Source organism: Paenibacillus montanisoli (genome assembly GCF_003268025.1).
Lineage (GTDB): Bacteria > Bacillota > Bacilli > Paenibacillales > Paenibacillaceae > Paenibacillus_Z > Paenibacillus_Z montanisoli.
Map to the genome: position 1 here is coordinate 1,781,736 of NZ_QLUW01000001.1, position 19,419 is coordinate 1,801,154.

Below are 19,419 nucleotides of genomic sequence, written 5' to 3' on the forward strand. Positions count from 1 at the left end.
CTTCCGATCCATGTCCGCGAAAAAACCTAATCTTCTCTTCTTCGGCATCGACAGCCTGCGCCGCGACCATATGAGCGGCTACGGCTATTCGCGTCTGACGACGCCATATATCGATAAACTCGCCTCGCAAGGCGTACTTTTTGAGCAGCACTTTAGCCCAAGCATCCCGACGACGCCGGCTTACGCTTCCATGCTTACCGGCATGGACGTCTTCGGAACCGATGTCGTCGCCCTTCGCCACGAAGGCCCGCTTGGCGGCCATGTGCAAACGCTGGCCGAGGTGCTTGAAGCGAACGGCTACAACACGACTTGCATCGGGTTCACGGGCAATCCGTCCTCCCGCGGTTTCCAAACCTATCTGAACTATGAATCATGGATGCCGGACGAGGCGACCGGGCGCGCCCCGAAAGCGGAAAATCTCAATGACGTGGCGATTCCGGAGCTGGAGCGCCTCGCGGCCGACGATAAACCGTTCTTTCTGTTCCTGCGTCACATGGATCCGCATTCCCCGTATTTGCCTCCGCAGCCGTACGAGCGAATGTTCTATGGCAAAGACGAGAAGGATCCGGCGAATACGTCCATGGAGCCGGTCTACGGCTTCAAGCCTTTCGGGGATTTCTTAAAATCCTGGATCGGCGAAGACGTCACCGACCATGCATATGTAACGGCCCAGTACGACGGTTCGATCGCGTATATGGACGTATGCATCCAAAACTTGTTCGCGAAGCTGGCCGACATGGGACTGGAAGAGGATACGCTCATCGTCATTACGTCCGACCACGGCGAGACGCTGTATGAGCACGATTGCTATTTTGACCATCATGGCCTATATGACGCAACGCTCGTCGTGCCGCTTATCTTGAAGTTCCCTGGACGTCTGCCGGCAGGCAAACGCATTCCGAGCGTCAGCGTCATCTCCGACATTATGCCGACCGTACTCGATTTGCTGAAGATCGAGACAGGCACGCAGTATGACGGCCGCAATCTGAACGCGCTCATTGACGGCACTGCGTCACCGGCCGATGAGCTTACCGAGCTGTATATCACGGAATGCACGTGGATGCGCAAGCACGGCTGGCGGACGCCGGAGTGGAAGCTCATCTGCGCGTTGGAGCCGGACTTCCATTTCAAGCCGGAAATCGAGCTCTACAATTTGATCCGCGATCCGGAGGAGAACGTGAACGTTGCCGATCAGGAGCCGGAAGTGGTCGCGTTGCTGCTGAAGCGGATGAACGACCATATCGCCAAACGCGAAGAGCAGGTGAATCGCGTCAATCCGATCTTCACGAACACCAACTGGAACGGCAACCATAAATTTTTCGCTTCCTCGCAGGAAGCTTACGATTCGCTCTATATCGGATCCATTATCAACGCCCGCAAGCTGCAGCAGAAAGCGCAGGAGCAGGAAGAAGCTAAGGAACCGGTGGAAAGCAATGATTAAGGTCGCGGTCGTCGGCGTCAATCATATCGGCAAAATCCATTGCCAGGCGTACATGCGGCGTCAAGACACGGTACTTGCGGCGGTGTGCGATCTTATGCCCGAGCGGGCGGAAGCAGCCGGAAAGCTGCACGGCGTCCCCTACTACACGGATTTGCGCGTGCTGCTGGCCAAGGAAGACGTCGACGTCGTCATCGTGGCGACAGCAGGCGCGGAGAAGGGAAGCCACCATTTTGCCCCGGTGATGATCGCCGTCGAGGCCGGCAAGGATGTATTTGTCGAGAAGCCGATTTCGAACAACATCGAAGAAGCGAGGACGATGGTCGCGGCTTCAAGGGAACGCGGCGTCCGGCTCGCATGCAATTTGAATCACCGGTTTACGCCTGCCGCTTATAAAGCGAAGGAGCTCGTTTCGTCGGGCAAGCTGGGAACGCTATTGTTTCTCAACATGCGGCTGACGATCCGCAATCCGCAGGAGGATACGGAATGGCTGCACATGCGGGCGCTTCATCCGCACTCCATTGATGTTATGCGTTACTTCGCAGGCGATATCCGCCGCGTGCAGTCGTTTATGACGAAAGCGCCTGGCAGGGAGTCCTGGTCCACGGTTTCCGTAAACGTAGAATTCGCGTCAGGCGCTGTCGGCCATCTAACCGGAAGCTACGACATGTCGATGCGCCATCCGATCGAATATTGCGAGGTAGCAGGGAATGAGGGGCGCCTTGTCGTAGATAACGTGTATGAAAGCATGACGTATTACCCGCACAATTCCGATGAGCTGACGGTTGTGCGCAATCCGCTGTTCGGCGGCATGAATGGCTTCGACGATACGTTCGAGCAGCGAATCGATTGTTTTATCGAAGAACTGAAAGCGGGCGTCCTGCCTGAGCGAATAACGGCGTCGGGAGCGGATGCGCTCGCCGCCCAAGAAGTTATCGAAGCGGCGATCCGGTCGCACCAGCTTGGCGGAGCGCCGGTTACAGTCCAAAGCTAAATGCGAATAAGTGCCTCATATACATTGCTTACCTTTCAAAGGGAAGAAACTTACCGCGCCGCCAAAGACGGCGTCAGCCGTTTCTTCTTGCTACCTAGGGATGCTGCAGAAGAGACGGAGGGAATACGATGACGAAGAAAGGTTACGGCTCGGTACTCTGGTTTACCGGCTTATCCGGCTCAGGCAAAACGACGACGGCCCAAGCCGTAGAGAAGAAGCTGCGCGAGCGCGGACGCCGCGTCGAGTTACTGGATGGCGATGAATTAAGGGCAACGGTGTGCAAAGGGCTCGGTTTCAGCATGGAGGACCGGTTCGAGAATGTCCGGAGAATTGCCTACATTGCAAATTTGCTGTCGCGCAACGGGGTTGATGTGCTGGTTTCAGCCATCAGCCCGTACGCCGCGATGAGGGAGTCTGCGAAGCAGCAAATCCCGTCATTCGTCGAGATTTACGTGAAATGCCCGCTTCATGTTTGCGAGATGCGTGACGTGAAAGGTTTATATGCAAAGGCGAGAGCCGGTGAAATTCAACATTTTACCGGCATATCCGATCCATACGAGGAACCGGTCAATCCGGATATTACGTTGTGCACGTCCAGCAATACGCTCGAGCAGAACGTCCAGATCGTGCTCGCATGGCTTGAACAGGCCGCATCGGTCGTGCATATCGACAGCAGGAAAGGACTAGGTGGACGATGAAAATCATTCTGGTCTCGCTCGATACCCTTCGGGCATCCCGGCTCAGCAGCTACGGTTACTCGAAGCCAACCAGTCCGCATATCGACCGCATTGCCCGCGAAGGCGTTCTGTTCGAACAGGCGTATGCGGCCGATATCCCGACGGAGGTGGCCCATACCGGCGTATTTACCGGCAAAATCGGCCTCACGACCGGCGTCGTCTCGCACGGCTCCGATCTGACGCAGCTGCCGAAATCGGTGGCATGGCTGCCGCAGCTGCTTCGCACGGCCGGATTTACGACGGGAGCGGTCGATAACTTATACCAGCTGAAGGAATGGTTTGCCCGCGGATTCCAATACTACATCAACAGCGTAGGCGGCAACCGCTGGATCGACGGCAGCACCGTCAACAAGCTGGCGATGCCTTGGATCGAGCAGCACAAGGACGAATCGTTCTTCTTGTTCCTGCACTACTGGGATGCGCATACGCCGTATTTGCCGCCGGAGTCCTATATCCCGGAATTTTACGATACGTCCAAGGATCCGTACGATCCGCGCAACAAAAGCATGGAGCCGGCGTATAACCATTCCGCATACCCGTTCTTCAAGCATCACCATTACGATTTAGTCGGCAACGTGACCGACAGCGACTATTACGACGCGCTCTACGATGCGGAAATCCGCTATTTGGATGACCGGCTGAAGGAGCTCGATGACCATCTGGCTGCGCTGGGCATCCAGGAAGAAACGCTGCTCGTCTTGTTCGGCGATCACGGCGAGAGTTTGACCGAGCATGATATTTATTGGGATCATTGCGGCTTGTATGAGCCGACAGTCAACGTGCCCGTCATCATGAGGTGGCCGGGCAGAATGCCGCAGGGAAGGCGCGCGCAAGGCTTGGTTCAGCAGGTGGATCTGCTTCCGACGCTGCTGGAGGCGATTCGGAGGGAGGCGCCATCCGGTATCGATCTTTCCAAGCTGTCCGAACCTGGAGGACTGGACGGGAGAAGCCTGTGGGATGCGATCGAGGCTAAGGCTGAGGGGACGCATGAAACCGTCTTCTTGAGCGAATGTGCTTGGCAGGCGGCAAGAGGGATCCGAACGGACCGCTACAAGTTTATCCGCACGTACGATGCCGGACCGTTCACGAGGCCGCCGCGCGAATTGTACGATCTTACCGTCGACCCGGCCGAGACGATGAATCTCGCTTCGGCAGAGCCGGAATTGGCTGATGCCTTCGAACGAGAGCTGGAAAATTGGGTTGCGCGCAAGCTGGGTGACCGGATCGATCCGATGCGCATTCAGCTGGAGGAGAGAGGTCTTCCTTTCCGCAGGCGGATTGAGCAGATTTTGGCGGGAGCGGGCATGACGTGGGACGAATGGAAAAGCAACCCGGACCGCGCCCGGTTTGACGAAGCAACCAGCAAACACACTCGCAGCAAATAATTTCAGCATGATTGCACGGCAGACTTGGAAGGTGGGCGTGTATGAAGGATATTTTGAGCAGCAATGGCTATATGAAGGTTGAATTTCCTTTCTGGATTACACGAACGGTTCAAGGCTCCATTAGGGAGCACGGCCATGAATTCGTTGAACTCGTCTACGTTGTTCGCGGGAAAGGGATGCATGTCTTCGAAGGCACCCATTATGAAGTGCATGCCGGCGATGTCTTCATCATCAATCCCGGTGAAACGCATGCCTATGAAGTGGAGAAGGACGAGCAGATGGAAATCATCAACTGCTTGTTCATGCCGTCCTTCATTCCGGATGCGCTCTTGGCCGAGCTCGAAATTACCGGCTCCATGGATTATTTCTATGTGCATCCGTTCTTGAAGCAAGAGGTGCGGTTCAATCATCGGCTGAATCTGCACGGCCAAGACGCAGCGCATGTCCTGCTGCTGCTCGAGAATATGATCCGCGAGATGAACGGGCGCTCCATCGGCCATACAACGCTCATTCGCTTGCAGCTGATCGAGCTGCTCGTGCTGCTCTCGCGGTATTACACGCTGATGCATCAGCAGCGCGTCCACCCTTCGCCGCGCCAAATGGAACGCGAAATGACCGTGAAGCGGATCTATGGCTATCTGGAGCGCAATTATGAGAAGCAGATTACCCTGCAATCGCTATCGTCCTTGTTCAATGTCAGCATCCGGCAGCTGAACCGGCTCATGCAGGAGGAATATAACCGAAGCGTATTCGAAGCGCTTCACGAGGTGCGGATCGAGCGGGCCAAGCATTTGCTGCTGGATACGGACGAAAAGGTGATCGTCATCGCGACGATGGTCGGCTATGAGGACCAGTCCTTCTTTAACCGTCTGTTTCTGCGGCATGTCGGCTGTTCACCGAGCCAATACCGCGCGAGCGGCTAACCCGGAGAGGAGACAACAATCGCCTATGGCACAGAGCCCTCCTAATATTTTGCTGATTACAGCCGACCAATTGCGTTACGATTGCGTCGGCTACAGCCGCATCTATCCAGTGCAAACGCCGAATCTGGATAAGCTCGCGGCACGGAGCACCGTGTTTCACCATGCGTACTCCCATATTCCCGTATGCAGTCCGGCTCGGCAGTCGATGCTGCATGGCAGAAGGGCCGAAACGATCGGCGCTTTGTGGAACTACAATGCGTTTCTGCCAGTCGGCTGCCTGCAGCCCGATCAATATTCCTGGAGCGCTGAACTGGCGGAGAACGGATACGCATCGGCTTTCCTCGGCAAATGGGGCGTCAATCCGGATTTCGATCCGACCGCCTTCGGCTACGGCTCCTATGTGAGCGAGTCGGACTACAGCGCGTTCCGGAAAAGCAGCTACCCTGACGTGGCCTATTCGAACGGCTACTTCGGCGAAAATAATCCGATTCCGCTGGAGGACGCGGAGACGCAATGGTTTGCGGCCCGGGCGATCGAGGCGATGGAAAGGCTTCAGGGAGGGGGGAGCCCGTGGCACATGGCGCTTCATTTCTCTGAGCCGCATTTGCCTTGCCGCCCGGCAGGTCCGTTCGCGGATATGTATGATCCGAACGATATTCCGGAGTGGCTGGGCTTTCCGGAGACGTTTGACGGCAAGCCCTACATTCAACGACAGCAGCTTCTAAGCTGGGGCGTTGAGGACTTCGCGTGGGCAGATTGGGCGCCTATCGTGGCAAGGTATTATGGAGCAATCAGTCAGCTTGACGACGCAATCGGCCGGGTGCTGACCGCTTTGGATCGAATAGGAGCGTTTGATAACACGATCGTCATTTTTACGGCGGATCATGGCGATATGTGCGGGTCGCACCGAATGATGGATAAGCACTACATCCTTTATGACGATGTTGTTCGCGTGCCGCTCATGATAACGTGGCCGGGCGGTCAGATTGAAGCTGGCGCGGCTCGCAAAGAGTTCGTCTATAATTTGCTGGATTTAGCCCCGACGTTGTTTGAGCTGACCGGAATCGAGTCGAAAGCGCGCGCGAGTTTCCAAGGCCGGTCGCTTGTCCCGTTATTGATTGCGCAGAATGCGGAGCCTTCTTCTCAGCAATGGCGCGAAGCGGTCTTCGCCTCCTACAATGGCCAGCAATTCGGATTGTATACGCAGCGCATGGTTCGTACGCAAGAATGGAAGTATATCTGGAATTTAACCGATATTGACGAGCTGTATGAGCTTCATGCCGATCCGGGCGAGCTGACGAATGTCATAGGCGAGAAGAAACACGCAGAGACGGTTGCTGCGCTAAGAAAGCTACTGTTTGACCAACTATCGGCGGATGAAGATCCGGTCATTGCGAATGAATGGACGCGCAGACAATTGTTAACCGGAGCGAAAGCTTTGCATCGTGTATAGAATCGAAGTAGGACCGGTCTGGCGATCGGTCTTTTTTATAGCTTTTTCCCGTAAGATCCGCTTATAATGTTAAATAATATGACATGGAATGCAGGGGAGGAGGGGGCGATGAATACCCTTTGGAAATCTCGAAAATCTTGGGCGGGCTACGTCTTTGCCGTTATCGGCTTGCATCTGGCAGGTCTTTTCGGCCTCATGATAGCGGTTCGTGCGGATGCCGGCTTTTGGAGTCTTGGGCTGCTGGCCTATTCGCTCGGGATGAGGCACGCGTTCGATGCCGATCATATCGCGGCCATCGACAATACGGTTCGGAAGCTGGTGCAGCAGAAGCGCAATCCGCTCGGCGTAGGCTTCTATTTCTCGCTCGGACATTCCTCGGTCGTTTTCTTGATGGTGCTAGCGATCGCATTCTCGGTCAAATGGATTCAGGCTGAGATGCCGATGATGCAGCATACGGGCAAACTGATCGGCACGTCCGTGTCCGGCCTCTTTCTCTTGCTGATCGGCATCATCAATCTTGTCATTCTGATTCAATTGTTTCAACTCTTTCGCGCCATGCGCGCAGGCAGTCATAATCATGACGAGCTGGAACGGCTCATGGAGGCCAGAGGCTTCTTCTCGCGTTTGTTCAAGCCGCTGTTCCGTCTCATTAATCGCAGCTGGCATGTGTATCCGCTAGGCTTTCTGTTCGGACTCGGCTTCGACACCGCCACGGAAGTGGGACTCATGGCGATCTCCGCCGGGGCCGCGCAAAGCTCCGTCTCCATGCTGGGTATCCTCGCGCTGCCGCTGCTGTTCGCTGCGGGGATGAGCCTGCTTGACACGGCTGACGGCATGTTTATGACGGAAGCTTATCGATGGGCCTTCCATACGCCTCTTCGCAAAATGTTTTACAACGTTACCGTAACCAGCGTCTCCGTCGTCTCGGCTCTTCTGATCGGCATCGTCGAGCTGCTGCAGATCCTGACCGAGCGGCTGAACCTTCAAGGGCCGTTTCTGCAATGGGTCAGCGCTCTGGACCTCGGCGACCTCGGCTATTTTCTGGTCGCGCTCTTCGTTGTCGCCTGGGTTGTCTCCGTTACCGTCTGGAAGACAATGAAACTGGAGCAGCGGCACTAGTAACCGTTAAGCGTTGCTTGCTATAATGATGGCAGGCAGGTGATACAGATGGCAAAGAAGAACAAATTCAAGCCTTCTCAGGCGGGGCAGAAGCAGGCGGGCGAGGAGAAACCGGCGACGCTCAAGGATTTGCTTCGTCCGGACGTGCTGGATAAGCTGAAGGGCGCCGCGCAAGAGCTGAAAGACGCGGAGGAGAAGCGCAAGGCGGAACTGCGAAAGCAGGAAGAAGAAGCGCGAGCGGCCGAGAAGAAACGGCTTGAAAATGATTTTGAATACTTGCTGAATAACAGCAAGATGGATTGGCGGGCCAACAAGAGCTGACCGCCGAAGCATCAAACATGGCCGGCGGGCATTCGCCGGTCTTTGTTAGGATTGCGCGGCGTTTTCGTCCTTTTTTCTTAGGGAGGGGTGCATTTCCAGAAAAGGCATGCTATAATGGGGTAACTTTAACGGTGGGAGGTATCCAATTAGACATCATGTGGACCTAATTTTCTTTCGATCATGATTTTCGAATATGACGATAAGAAATGAGATGCTCAGCCTGTGCGCGGAGCGGATTAGGTTACGTGTGTCTATAGGAGACGACTCCTTTGCGTTGATGCATGCCGATGAATGGATTTCGGCATTCGTATCAAGGTGTATTCACGCTATCCGTATGTCCGTATTTCCAAGCCGCAGGCGATGTCTGCGGTTTTTTTGTTGTCTTCGACAATCATCGCCCTTGTCAGTTGTTCAACTAAACTAAAAGTGGTGATTGGTATGACATTATTAACATTACGAGGCATCAAGAAAAGCTTCGGCGATATGCTGGTGCTTGAGAACGTGGACGCCGATTTCGCAATGCGCGAACGGATCGGCCTGGTCGGCATGAACGGGGCCGGCAAAACGACGTTGGCGAACTTAATTTTCGGGTCGATTCAGCCCGATGAAGGCAAGCTGACGTTTCACAAAAATCAGCTGCGCATCGGTTACCTGCTGCAATCGACCTCCTATACGGTCCACGCGTTCAGCACGATGATGGAGCAGGAGCCGGACTCCCGCGAAACCGCTCAGTTTCTGGAGGCCGCGAGCCATCTAGGCTTGCACAAGGTAATGGAGTGGGATGGCGAGCGGCTTGCCGGGCTCAGCGGCGGGGAGAAAACGAAGCTGGCGATTGCGCATATATGGTCTTCCAAGCCGGATATTTTGCTGCTGGACGAACCGACGAATCATTTGGACTTCGAAGGCGTCGACTGGCTCGTGCAGGAGCTAAAGCGGTACAACGGAACGACGATCATGATTTCCCATGACCGCTATTTCCTCGATCAAACGGTTGACCGCATCATCGAGCTGGAGAACGGCAAATCTGCGCCATACCCAGGTAACTATACGTTCTACCGGGATGAGAAGGCACGCCGCTACCAGAGCCAGCTGCACCAATACGAAGAGCAGCAGAAATACGAGCAGAAGATCGAGGCGGAGATTAACCGGCTGAAGAATTGGTCGGATAAGGCGCACCGAGAAGCCGGCAAGGTCGGCAAAATGGCCGAGATGCGCGGTACGAAGGAATTTTACCGCAGCAAAGCCAAGAACATGGATAAGCAGATCAAATCGCGTCTGCACCGGCTCGAGAAAATCGACCTCGAAGGCGTGAAGAAGCCGAAGGAGGAAGCCAAGGTCTATTTCGGCTGGGACCAGCCGGATAAGCGGGGCCGCCGGCTCGTGGAAGCGCAGCGGATCGGAAAGGCATATGGCGAGAGATCGCTCTTCAATGACAGCTCCTTCTATTTGCAGCGCGGCGAGAAGATCGGGCTGCTCGGCCCGAACGGAAGCGGCAAGACAACCTTGATTCAGATGCTCCTTGGCCAAAGGGCCGTCGATTCCGGCCGGTTATGGATCAGTCCGACAGCGAATGTCGCTTATCTGACACAGGATGTCACGGATCTGGATCAGCAGCGCACCGTACTTGAGCTGCTGCAGGACAGTTACGAAATTCGAAGCGATGTGGGTAAAGCGCGCACGATGCTGGCGAATATGGGTTTCGATGCCGCCATGCTGCAGAAGCCGATCCATCAATTAAGCCTTGGCGAGCGAACTAGGATCAAGCTTTCGCAGCTCATGATGAAAGAACAGGATTTGCTCATTTTGGATGAACCGACGAACCATCTCGATTTAGCCAGCCGCGAGCAGCTGGAGGAAACGTTGTCCGAGTATAACGGCACCTTGATTATCGTCTCCCATGACCGGTACCTGATCGACAAGATTTGCGATAAGCTGCTTGTCATTGAAGGTGGAGCCATTCGCCGGGTTGAATCCGGTTATAAAGAATATCGCGAGCGTCCGAGAGCGGCGACTGGCTCGGACGCTGCGCCGGCAGACAAGAGCAAGCAGCAGCTGGAAGAAGAGATGCTGGTGATCTCGAACCGAATCGTGACCCTGCTTAGTGAAATCAGCCTGCTGAAACCGACGGACAGCCAGTATGCGGTGTTGGATGAAGAGTATAAGCGGCTGCTTGCGCAAAAGAAACAGCTAAGCATTCGCTGAATCTTTACAGAATCTTTACTGAATCTGAAACGGAGGGAAAGGGTCCCGAATATAATAAGGTAACGTTTGCAGCAGTGAATGAGAGCGTATGGCAACGTATTCACCGCCGCATACTAACTGCAGAGGCCGCATGGCATGTCCCTGCGGCGTAAACAACAGGGCGGTGACAACAGCATGCAGGCAGATGTTACCTTAGATTGGGATGTTTATCTATTGGCGGGTGTCGGTTCGACCCGAGCGATTTTTACCGAATGCGTCAAGGAGCTGCAGCGGCGGTATAAAGAAGCCGGTCGCTCATCAAGCATTCGCGAATTGTTTCCGTACGGCGACCATACCCAAAACTTCTTCCATCAGCTGCTGCGGGTGCGCAAGGATCTCTACCGGTTCCGCCGGGCCGTACAGTCGGGCGCACGCGCCGTAGCCGGGCAGGTGCGCGAGTTCTCAGCTGGCAAGCCCGTGTTGTTTATCGGCCACAGCGGCGGAGGCGTTGCGGCGTACCAGGCTGCGGTTATGCTTCATAAAGAAGGCATCATTCCGGATTGGCGGGTCATTCAAGTCGGATCGCCCAAAATGCCGATTGAAACGGAATATATGAGCAAGGTGCATTATGTCGTAGCCGTCAACGATAAGGGCGATTGCGCCGACTTCATTACCAGAATCGGCAGCTGGGGCGGCATCAGCCGAAACCGGTATGGCATTTGGTACTGGAATCGTGTAAAATATGCTCCTAGGCATATTATTCCAATTCCGCTTATGGGCGGGCATCAGCATTATTTTCGCAAAGAAGCGCCCTACATTCATCCGGAGCGCGGCTCGAACCTTATTGTGATGATTGATACGATCTGGGAACGAGTGGCGCGCGAGTTGTGCCTTGCGGCTTCGACCATGATGTAAGCCTTCGTTTGCAGTAAAGAGGGGCATACCGCTATGACGCACGCAATTCGGACTTACCTAGCAACGATCCAGGACCTTGAGGAATTATCTGTACTTTTCGATCAGTACCGGCAGTTTTATGATCAACCCTCCGATTTGGATGGCGCTAAGCGCTTTCTGAAGGAAAGGTTCATTCACCGGCAATCGGTCATTTTCGCCGCAGTTACCTGCGACGAGGATAAGCGAATGATCGGCTTCACGCAGCTATACCCGACCTTCTCCTCGATATCCATGCAGCGTTCATGGATTCTCAACGATCTATACGTTGCGGAGGCCTATCGGAGCGCCGGCGCAGGTCAGCTGCTGCTCGATGCCGCGAAGCAATACGGAGAGCTGACGGAATCGAAAGGAATAGAGCTCTCGACCGCGCAGGATAATCGGGTTGCCCAGCGGTTGTACGAACGGAATGGGTACGAGAAGGACGAAACGTACTTGCACTATTTTCGCAAATTATAAGTCATTTTGGATCGGCTAAAAAAGCTTGGTGCGCGTAGGCACCAAGCTTTTTTTATTATTTATGGATTCGTAGGCTCGTTTCCGTTCTCTGCCGGCGGCTTCGGGTTACGTACCCTGCGAGGCGCTTTGGCCAATTCTACTTCGAAATAAGCTTCGAGCTCGGCGGCTTTACGCGGATCCTCAAGTGAAACCTTTCCGGTAAGCACATGCTCCACGATCATCGCCCAAGTCGGCGTTACCTTCTGTGCCGCGATAATTCGGATCGCATTCTTGACGAGCTTGCGTTCCTTCGCATTGGAAAAAACGTCTTTGTACTTCTGAATGCGTTCGAAATCCATCTGCTCGAATACCGCTCTAAAGATAGCGGCAGTCATGCGGGCATCCTCCAGGGCGCGGTGGGCGTTGTTGTCTTCGCCGCCGAGCCCGAGCTCGTTCAATGCGGTCTCGACGCTCACGTCATTAGGAACGCCCTTATAACGGATATATCCCTTCAGCAAATCGAAATAGTTGACGGCAAGCCAGTATGCATCATCCATGTTGTGCATGCGGGTATCGAATACGATCCGCTTCAAATCCTCGCCGCCCCAAGTGATCATGAGGTACTTGTCATTCGGGCCAAGGAAGCTCATAAAGTCGCGGATCACGGCCGGGAAGCCTTCCGCGGCATCGATGCCTTCCTGAGGAATGCCTGTTTTCTGCTTGATAAACTCGTTCAGCTTGGCGAAATAAACCGGCTTAACGAGGGAGGAGAACTCGTCAATCGGCTCCAACGCGGCGTTTAGCCTAACCGCTCCGATTTCGATGACTTCCATGGGGAGGTCGCTTGCAAATTTACGTCCGTTAAACTCGATGTCTAAAATAATGTAGTCCAATGATGAAACCTCCGCTGCAAAGTTGTCGTCCTTCATTGTAACAGAATTAGGCCTTGCTGTCTTGAAGGGCCGTTAAGCTTGCGAAGCCAGTGAAAGTAGCTATTTCGGCCATGTTGCTCCATAATAAATTCATAAATTTATGAGGATACGTAAAGACATACAGGAGGTGCCCCATGGTTACTTTTCTTCAATTGAATACGATTTTTCTCAGCATGATCATGGAAGCGATTCCGTTTATTTTACTCGGGGTCATGATTTCCGGCCTTATTCAAACCTTTCTGTCGGAGCGGTGGATTGCACGCATGCTGCCCCAAAACCGCTATGTATCCTCGCTGCTGGGCTGCGGCGTCGGTCTGTTCTTTCCGGCATGCGAATGCGGCATTGTGCCGATTACGAAGCGGCTGCTGCGAAAGGGAGTTCCGCTCCATGCGGGCATTGCCTTTATGCTGACAGGTCCGATCATCAATCCGATTGTGCTGTTCTCCACCTATATTGCGTTCGGGAACGATTGGAGAATGGTGCTTGTCCGCGCCGGGATGGCTATCGTTGTCGCCTATGCGACGGCCATCGCCGTATCGTTCCTTTATCCGAAGCTGCCACTCCGGCAGGCGGAGCTTGCGAGCGCTGAAATCGCGGCGGCTTCGGATCTCTCCGTCCCGGCACAGGCTTCGCTTAAGCGCCGGTTGTATGACGTAATGCTGCACGCGATTGACGAGTTCTTCTCGGTGGGCAAATATTTGGTGCTTGGCGCCTTCATTGCAGCTTCGATGCAGACATTCATCCCGACTTCCGCGCTAATGAATCTCGGTCATACACCTGTAACGGCTTCGCTCGTTATGATCGGACTCGCTTTTATCATGTCGCTTTGCTCGGAGGCCGACGCTTTCATAGCTTCCTCGTTTCGGGGGACGTTCTCGATCGGCTCGCTGTCAGCGTTTCTCGTCTTCGGTCCGATGATCGACATCAAAAACACGCTGATGCTCCTGGCCGTCTTCCGCGGCAAATTCGTCATCGTCTTGATAACGCTGGTTGCAGGTATCACGCTTGTATCTTCGCTCATCGTGGGGAGGCTACTTGGATGATTCGTCTCTATATTTTGGCGGGCTTCGCGTGTCTGTTTATTATGATGCACCTCGGCGGCAATTTGAATAAATACATTAACGTTAAATATGCGTATCTATCCGAGAGCGCAATCGTACTGCTCATCGTGTTGTTCATCTTTGAGTTTGTGCGGCTGTATGTAAAAGAGAGGGAAGAGAGCAGGCGCAAATCGCATTTGCTTCCTCGGGATGCGAAGCATATGGAGCATCCGCATGATCGATGCGAACATGGCCATCATGGGGACCATGATCACGATGACCATGGCCATTTCGGCCATTCTCACGAGCAGCCTGTCCGCTGGAAAAGGGTCGTCTCGTACGGCATTTTGATTTTTCCGCTGCTTACCGGTTTCTTCTTGCCCGTGCAAACGCTCGATTCGAGCTTTGTGAAAGCGAAAGGCTTCTCATTTCCCGGTTTCGGCGCATCGGCTGATAATCCCGGGAATCATCAGTTTTTAAAGCCGGACTCCAGCATTTTCTACGGCAAGCAAGGCTACGCGAAGGTTTCGGAGCAGGAGCTGCGGGAATTTCTGCCGCTGAAGGAAGTGAAACTGACGGATGCCAATTATTTGAAAGGGCTGGAGGCGATCTACAATTTCCCGGATGCGTTCGCCACGAGGAAGCTGAGCTTTGAAGGGTTCGTCTATCGGGGCGAACAGACGGAAGACAACCAGTTCTTCGTCTTCCGCTTCGGGTTTATCCACTGCGTCGCGGACTCCGGCGTCTTCGGGATGCTGGCCGATTTTCCGAAAGGGACGGCATTTCGCGACGATCAATGGGTTCGCGTAACGGGAACGCTGGCTTGGTCATTCTATCAGCCGTTCAAACAAACGATTCCAATGCTGAAGGTGACGGAGTGGACAATCATTCCGAAGCCGAAGGATCCATACGTCTACCGTGCCTAGAAGCTTGCCCCCGAAACGAAAAACGTGCAGAGCACCGAAGTGCCCTGCACGATTGATGATTAGATAACGTCGCGAGCGGTTACGTACGTACGGTCCCAAACGCTGCCCTTAAAGTTCGAGATCGTCACGCCGATGCCGACGCGGTACGTGTGCAATAATTTGCCGTTACCGATGTAGATGCTGACATGATTGATTTTGCCATCGCGATTCGTATCGGAGAAAACGAGATCGCCCCGCTTCAGGTTCGACTTCAGAACCTTTCTGCCCATGCGAGCTTGATCCCTTGAGCCCCGAGGCAATTTGACGCCGTATTTCTTATATACGTACTGAACGAACGAAGAGCAGTCAAAAGAGCTTGTAATGCCGCTTCTAGCGCCGAATCGGTAAGGAGTGCCCAAATATTGCTTGCCTTTACTGATGATTCGAGCCGCAGTCTCTGCATCGGTCGCCGCATGTGTCGTCTTAGGTGCAAGAAGCATGCTTCCGGCAAAAGCAACGGATAGGCTTAGTACGACTCCAAGCAATTTCTTACCTACGCGTTTATTTGTTGTGTTATTCATGACTTCCTCCTGTATGATGAGTTTATGGTGTAATTACTGGTCGGCGTGATCACCTTGGAACACTATAGCACAGTAAAAAATGCCACAACTTACCAATGTGGAGGGAAGCCCTTCAAAACTAACGGATTCGCGCTGATTGTTAGAATCCGATGAGAAAAGCTTCATAAAAGCTCCGTTGACAATAAGAAAAGGCCAATCAGGATTTGCCTGATTGGCCTAAAAACGGTATTAAGTGAAATTTTAAGTGCGGTTAATCAATTTAAAATCATCATAATGAAAGCCAGGCGCTACAACGCAGGATACGAAAACGGGTTTATCGCCGATTGGCTTCGCCATCTGCCAAACGTTTGCCGGCACTAGCGCTTGCGGACGCTGTCCCTTCGCGATATCCGGTCCGATTATAATCTCCTCGGTTGTCTCCGGTCTATCGCCCGTGCCTCCAAGGCGAAGCAGAAGCGGGCTGCCGGAATGCCATAGCCACAGCTCATCGGATAGTACGGTGTGCCAGTCCGACGTTTCATCCGGGTGAAGGACAAAGTAAATGGAAGTAGCCGCTGCCCGGGCTCCGGAATAGCGTTCGCCCAGAACGGCTTGCGGAATTTCAAATGAAGCCTTCCATAGCTCTTTGTACCAGCCGCCCTCGGGATGAGGCTTGAGGTCAAGCGCCTTCACGAGAGGCGATAATTCTGTTGTCAGCATGTGTTTACGAATTCTCCTTTAATCAATCTCGATTTGTTCGATATCTCCAGCTCCATGTACCAATTTAGCCCAAACAGGCGAGGTTGTAAATGGCCATGGCATCCCAATGAACCAGCGGATGCCATGGCTTCAATGCTATTGTCCGATAACGCCGCAAGCAATACGATCGCCGGAGTTGCCGGCCGGGTCGGTGACGTAATCGTCCGCCTGCGCGTGGATGACGAGCGCGGTCCCGCCGGATTTGAGAAGCGAATTCGGCTGGTTCGGAGCGAGCGTCACGATGCGAGACTCGATGTCCACTTTAACCGTGCCGTCCGCAGCAACCGTAATATTCGGCAAATCGCCGACGTGGAAGCCTTTCGGATTGTTAAATCCATGCTGCTTCGTCTGTGGATTCAGATGCGCGCCTGACGATTTGAAATCAGGCACCTCGCATTTGCCGGTCTCGTGGAAATGGATGCCATGAACGCCGGGCGGCAAGTTTTTGGCCTCCACATGAAGCACGACGGCATCGCCCTTCTGCGTGAGCGTAGCGAATCCTACATCAGCGCCGGAAGTATTCATAAGCTTCACCTGTACGGGCTTAGCTTCAGGCATAGGATGCGCGCCGGCTGTTCCGCCGATCGCAGCTGCCAGAAACGCGAAGCATAGCGCTGTCCGGCCGGTGCGTAGAACGAATTTTCTCATGCTGTAAGTTAATCCTCCTGTACTTGAATTTCATTTTCCTGCTTATCATTGCCTAGTTTTACGCCGGACAAACAATACGTATTTTTTTACATAGCTTGTCGTATATTTGGATTGGTGGATCCCTTTATTTATGGTAGGTTATTGGTTGACTGGCTTTATTGACCAAAATGGATGACATGGGAGGCTAACAAAAGAAGATGAGCAAAGTTCGCGTAGGCTTTATTGGTACGGGTGGAATCGCCAATTGGCACGCCCGCCAGCTGCTTGAGTTGGAAGACGCCCAGATCGCAGCGGTCGCTGATCCGAACGCGGCCGGCAGAGATAAGTTTATCGCCCATCACCAGCTTGCCGATATTCCGGCATATTCGGATTACAATGAAATGCTGAACGAGGCCGAACTGGATGCGGTTATCATTTGTTCGCCGCATACGCTGCATTTCGAGCAAGCAAGCGCCGTTCTTCGCAAGGGACTTCATGTAATGATCGAGAAACCGATGACTTGTTCGTCCGCTGAGGCGGAAGCGTTGATCAAGCTTGCCAATGAAGCGGGCAAAGTCATGCAAGTATCGTATCAGCGCCATTTTCAGCCTGAGTTCCTCTATATTCGCGATGCCATCGCAAGAGGGGAAATCGGCAAGATTACGTCCGTCACGGCCTCCCTCTATCAAGAATGGAGACAAGGTACCCCAGGCTCCTGGCGGGCGAATCCTAAGCTATCCGGCGGCGGCTTCCTCATGGATTCCGGCAGCCACATCATCGACGTGCTTCTCTGGGCAACGGGCCTAACGCCGGTTGATGTAAAAACGCAAATGCATATGCACGGTGCGCCGGTCGAGATCGATACGTTCACGTCCATCCGATTCGCTGAAGGGGCTGTTGCCGGCCTTAATCTGGTGGGCTATGCCCCTTGCTGGCATGAGACGTTTGCGTTTTGCGGTGAAAATGGCGGTATCTTCTATGAGAACGGCCGGATTACGCTCCGCCGCTTGAAGCAGGAACCGATCGTGCCGGAGCTGCCAAGCCAGACGACAAACCAAGATAAGAGCTTCATCGATGCGATTTTGGGGCGGCATGAAGTGCTTGTGCCGGGTGAATTCGCGCTCAAGGTTGTGAAGCTTTCCGAAATGATTTATGAAGCCGCGGGCTACTCACCGATGGATTATGCGAAAGAAGAAGAGGTGAAGCGTGCATGACGTTTCAAATAGGCATGCGGATTCCGCCGATCATCGGCAGAGCCGGCATCCAGCGAACCGCGGCATGGGCTGCGGAAGTGGGGCTCGATGTACTGGACGTACCGGATTTAACGCCTGAAATCAAACAAGCATGCCGGGATGCCGGTCTAGGCATCGGCTCGGTCGATGTGCGGCATACTGCAAAGCTCCTTAGCCGGAATGATGCCGTTCGGGCAGAGGCGGCTGCTGCAATGAAGTCCCAACTGGACGCGATCGCGGAGCTAGGCGGCAAAGTGTTGTTTATGTGTCTCGTACCGGAGGACATAACGCTCCCGCGCAAAGAAGGCTTCGCCATCTGGAAAGATTCGTTTCCCGAGATCGTTCGTCATGCGGAGCAGCGCGGCCTTTATATCGCCATCGAAGGCTGGCCGGGGCCGGCTCCGCATTATCCGACGCTCGGCTGCACGCCGGAGATGTGGCGCGCGATGTTCGAAGCGATCCCTTCGAAGCACTTTGGCCTCAATTACGATCCGTCGCACCTCGTACGGCTCGGTATCGACTATCTGCGCGCCTTGGATGAGTTCGGTGAACGCATCAACCATTGCCACGGCAAGGATACGGAGCTGCTGCCGGAGGAGCTCTATGAATCCGGCACGCTGGCAGCTACATTCGGTCCAAAATACGGTTTCTCGGAGGGCTCGTGGCGGTATACAATTCCCGGCCATGGCGCAGTCGAATGGGGCAAGGTTGCAGTTCGGTTGGAGCGGATCGGGTATCAAGGCGCTATCGGCATTGAGCTGGAGGATCATCGGTTTTGGGGCACGCTTGAAAGGGAACAGCAAGGGATTGTGAAGGCAGCGCAGCACTTGCGGACTTATTTCAATTAATAAGAGGGCGGGGACCGGTGTCCGTTTGCGGACGGACACCAGGTTCCCGTTTTTATTTTCACGCGAATTCTAGTACACTTGTAGCAAGGAGTGATACGAACTTGCAACCGAACTTATTTACGTTAAGCGAAGCGAACGCCATACTGCCGCAGCTGCAGGAAGACCTGCTGAAGCTGCAGCTGCTCACGCAGCAATTCGAAGAGAAATTCGAGGAGCTGCAAATGCTGAAGGGAAAGCATCAAATGAGCGGCGGAGCGGATGTCGGCCATGATCCGTACTTTGAACTGGAGAGCCAGCTCGAGTTCATGCGGATAGAAATCGACATGCAAATCGGTAATTTTGACAGAAAAGGCGTCCTGCTCAAGATGATTAATCCCGGATTGATCGATTTTCCCTCGATTTTTAATGGTGAGGAAATTCTAATCTGTTGGAAGCAAGGCGAAGAGCGCGCTACCCACTATCATGGCTGGAATGACGGTTTTATGGGACGCAAAGCGTTTCCGGAAGCGTGAAAAAAGATTAAAAAACACTCATAAAGGAGCCTGTATGACACAGGCTTCTTTTTTGTTCGCCAAA

General features: G+C 53.8%; 20 protein-coding genes. 16 read left to right on the plus strand and 4 right to left on the minus strand.

What is annotated here, in order from left to right:
• The first annotated feature begins 10 nt into the window (after positions 1-10).
• The 11 genes from DL346_RS07960 (at position 11) to DL346_RS08010 (ending at position 11,961) form a co-directional block, all read left to right on the plus strand.
• Complete coding sequence (locus tag DL346_RS07960; protein WP_112881471.1) at positions 11-1,441, plus strand: sulfatase family protein; 1,431 nt, start codon at positions 11-13, stop codon at positions 1,439-1,441.
• Positions 1,434-2,432, plus strand: a complete 999-nt coding sequence (locus DL346_RS07965) for a Gfo/Idh/MocA family protein (RefSeq protein ID WP_112881472.1) — start codon at positions 1,434-1,436, stop codon at positions 2,430-2,432. The genes DL346_RS07960 and DL346_RS07965 overlap by 8 nt, the downstream gene beginning before the upstream one ends.
• Before the next feature lie 128 nt (positions 2,433-2,560).
• Entirely contained in the window at positions 2,561-3,130 is a 570-nt protein-coding gene (gene cysC / locus DL346_RS07970) for an adenylyl-sulfate kinase (protein WP_112881473.1), read from the plus strand.
• A complete protein-coding gene (locus DL346_RS07975; protein ID WP_112881474.1) occupies positions 3,127-4,554 on the plus strand; it encodes a sulfatase family protein in 1,428 nt (475 codons plus the stop codon). Before cysC ends, DL346_RS07975 begins: the two co-directional genes overlap by 4 nt.
• A 41-nt stretch (positions 4,555-4,595) precedes the next feature.
• Positions 4,596-5,477 (plus strand): AraC family transcriptional regulator, encoded by an 882-nt coding sequence (locus tag DL346_RS07980; RefSeq protein WP_112881475.1) that lies wholly within the window; start codon positions 4,596-4,598, stop codon positions 5,475-5,477.
• Positions 5,478-5,502: 25 nt separating this feature from the next.
• Positions 5,503-6,930 carry a sulfatase family protein gene (locus DL346_RS07985; protein WP_165822408.1) on the plus strand — a complete coding sequence of 476 codons (1,428 nt, stop codon included), beginning with the start codon at positions 5,503-5,505 and terminating at the stop codon, positions 6,928-6,930.
• A 108-nt stretch (positions 6,931-7,038) separates the two neighbouring features.
• Entirely contained in the window at positions 7,039-8,049 is a 1,011-nt protein-coding gene (locus DL346_RS07990; protein ID WP_112881477.1) for a HoxN/HupN/NixA family nickel/cobalt transporter, read from the plus strand.
• A 48-nt stretch (positions 8,050-8,097) separates the two neighbouring features.
• Positions 8,098-8,370 (plus strand): YqkE family protein, encoded by a 273-nt coding sequence (locus DL346_RS07995; protein WP_112881478.1) that lies wholly within the window; start codon positions 8,098-8,100, stop codon positions 8,368-8,370.
• Between the two features lie 438 nt (positions 8,371-8,808).
• Positions 8,809-10,572 carry a ribosomal protection-like ABC-F family protein gene (gene abc-f / locus DL346_RS08000; protein WP_112881844.1) on the plus strand — a complete coding sequence of 588 codons (1,764 nt, stop codon included), beginning with the start codon at positions 8,809-8,811 and terminating at the stop codon, positions 10,570-10,572.
• A gap of 174 nt (positions 10,573-10,746) precedes the next feature.
• The gene (locus tag DL346_RS08005) at positions 10,747-11,466 is read left to right on the plus strand and encodes an alpha/beta hydrolase family protein (protein ID WP_133257495.1); all 720 of its coding nucleotides are present in this window, start codon (positions 10,747-10,749) and stop codon (positions 11,464-11,466) included.
• A 45-nt stretch (positions 11,467-11,511) separates the two neighbouring features.
• A complete protein-coding gene (locus DL346_RS08010) occupies positions 11,512-11,961 on the plus strand; it encodes a GNAT family N-acetyltransferase (protein ID WP_206098499.1) in 450 nt (149 codons plus the stop codon).
• A gap of 59 nt (positions 11,962-12,020) precedes the next feature.
• Here the strand turns inward: DL346_RS08010 and DL346_RS08015 are convergent, their stop codons facing one another.
• On the minus strand, positions 12,021-12,833 hold the full coding sequence (locus DL346_RS08015) for a 3'-5' exonuclease (RefSeq protein WP_112881481.1): 813 nt from the start codon (positions 12,831-12,833) through the stop codon (positions 12,021-12,023).
• A 173-nt stretch (positions 12,834-13,006) separates the two neighbouring features.
• Between DL346_RS08015 and DL346_RS08020 the strand changes: the two genes are divergently transcribed.
• Positions 13,007-13,915, plus strand: coding sequence for a permease (locus tag DL346_RS08020; RefSeq protein WP_112881482.1), 909 nt, complete (start codon positions 13,007-13,009; stop codon positions 13,913-13,915).
• Positions 13,912-14,838, plus strand: a complete 927-nt coding sequence (locus DL346_RS08025) for a TIGR03943 family putative permease subunit (RefSeq protein WP_112881483.1) — start codon at positions 13,912-13,914, stop codon at positions 14,836-14,838. The genes DL346_RS08020 and DL346_RS08025 overlap by 4 nt, the downstream gene beginning before the upstream one ends.
• Before the next feature lie 59 nt (positions 14,839-14,897).
• Here DL346_RS08025 and DL346_RS08030 read toward each other — a convergent pair whose 3' ends face one another.
• The 3 genes from DL346_RS08030 to DL346_RS08040 all read right to left on the minus strand — a co-directional run bounded on the left by DL346_RS08030 (position 14,898) and on the right by DL346_RS08040 (position 16,784).
• Complete coding sequence (locus DL346_RS08030; RefSeq protein ID WP_112881484.1) at positions 14,898-15,398, minus strand: C40 family peptidase; 501 nt, start codon at positions 15,396-15,398, stop codon at positions 14,898-14,900.
• Positions 15,399-15,638: 240 nt separating this feature from the next.
• Positions 15,639-16,094: a cupin domain-containing protein gene (locus DL346_RS08035; protein ID WP_112881845.1), complete on the minus strand. Its 456-nt coding sequence runs from the start codon at positions 16,092-16,094 to the stop codon at positions 15,639-15,641.
• Positions 16,095-16,232: 138 nt separating this feature from the next.
• A complete protein-coding gene (locus tag DL346_RS08040; protein WP_112881485.1) occupies positions 16,233-16,784 on the minus strand; it encodes a superoxide dismutase family protein in 552 nt (183 codons plus the stop codon).
• Positions 16,785-16,981: 197 nt separating this feature from the next.
• Here DL346_RS08040 and DL346_RS08045 point away from each other — a divergent pair, with 197 nt between their 5' ends.
• The 3 genes from DL346_RS08045 (at position 16,982) to DL346_RS08055 (ending at position 19,355) form a co-directional block, all read left to right on the plus strand.
• Complete coding sequence (locus DL346_RS08045) at positions 16,982-17,977, plus strand: Gfo/Idh/MocA family protein (RefSeq protein ID WP_112881486.1); 996 nt, start codon at positions 16,982-16,984, stop codon at positions 17,975-17,977.
• The gene (locus DL346_RS08050; protein ID WP_112881487.1) at positions 17,974-18,843 is read left to right on the plus strand and encodes a sugar phosphate isomerase/epimerase family protein; all 870 of its coding nucleotides are present in this window, start codon (positions 17,974-17,976) and stop codon (positions 18,841-18,843) included. The genes DL346_RS08045 and DL346_RS08050 overlap by 4 nt, the downstream gene beginning before the upstream one ends.
• 101 nt (positions 18,844-18,944) lie before the next feature.
• Positions 18,945-19,355 carry a DUF2203 domain-containing protein gene (locus DL346_RS08055; RefSeq protein WP_112881488.1) on the plus strand — a complete coding sequence of 137 codons (411 nt, stop codon included), beginning with the start codon at positions 18,945-18,947 and terminating at the stop codon, positions 19,353-19,355.
• Positions 19,356-19,419 lie beyond the last annotated feature (64 nt).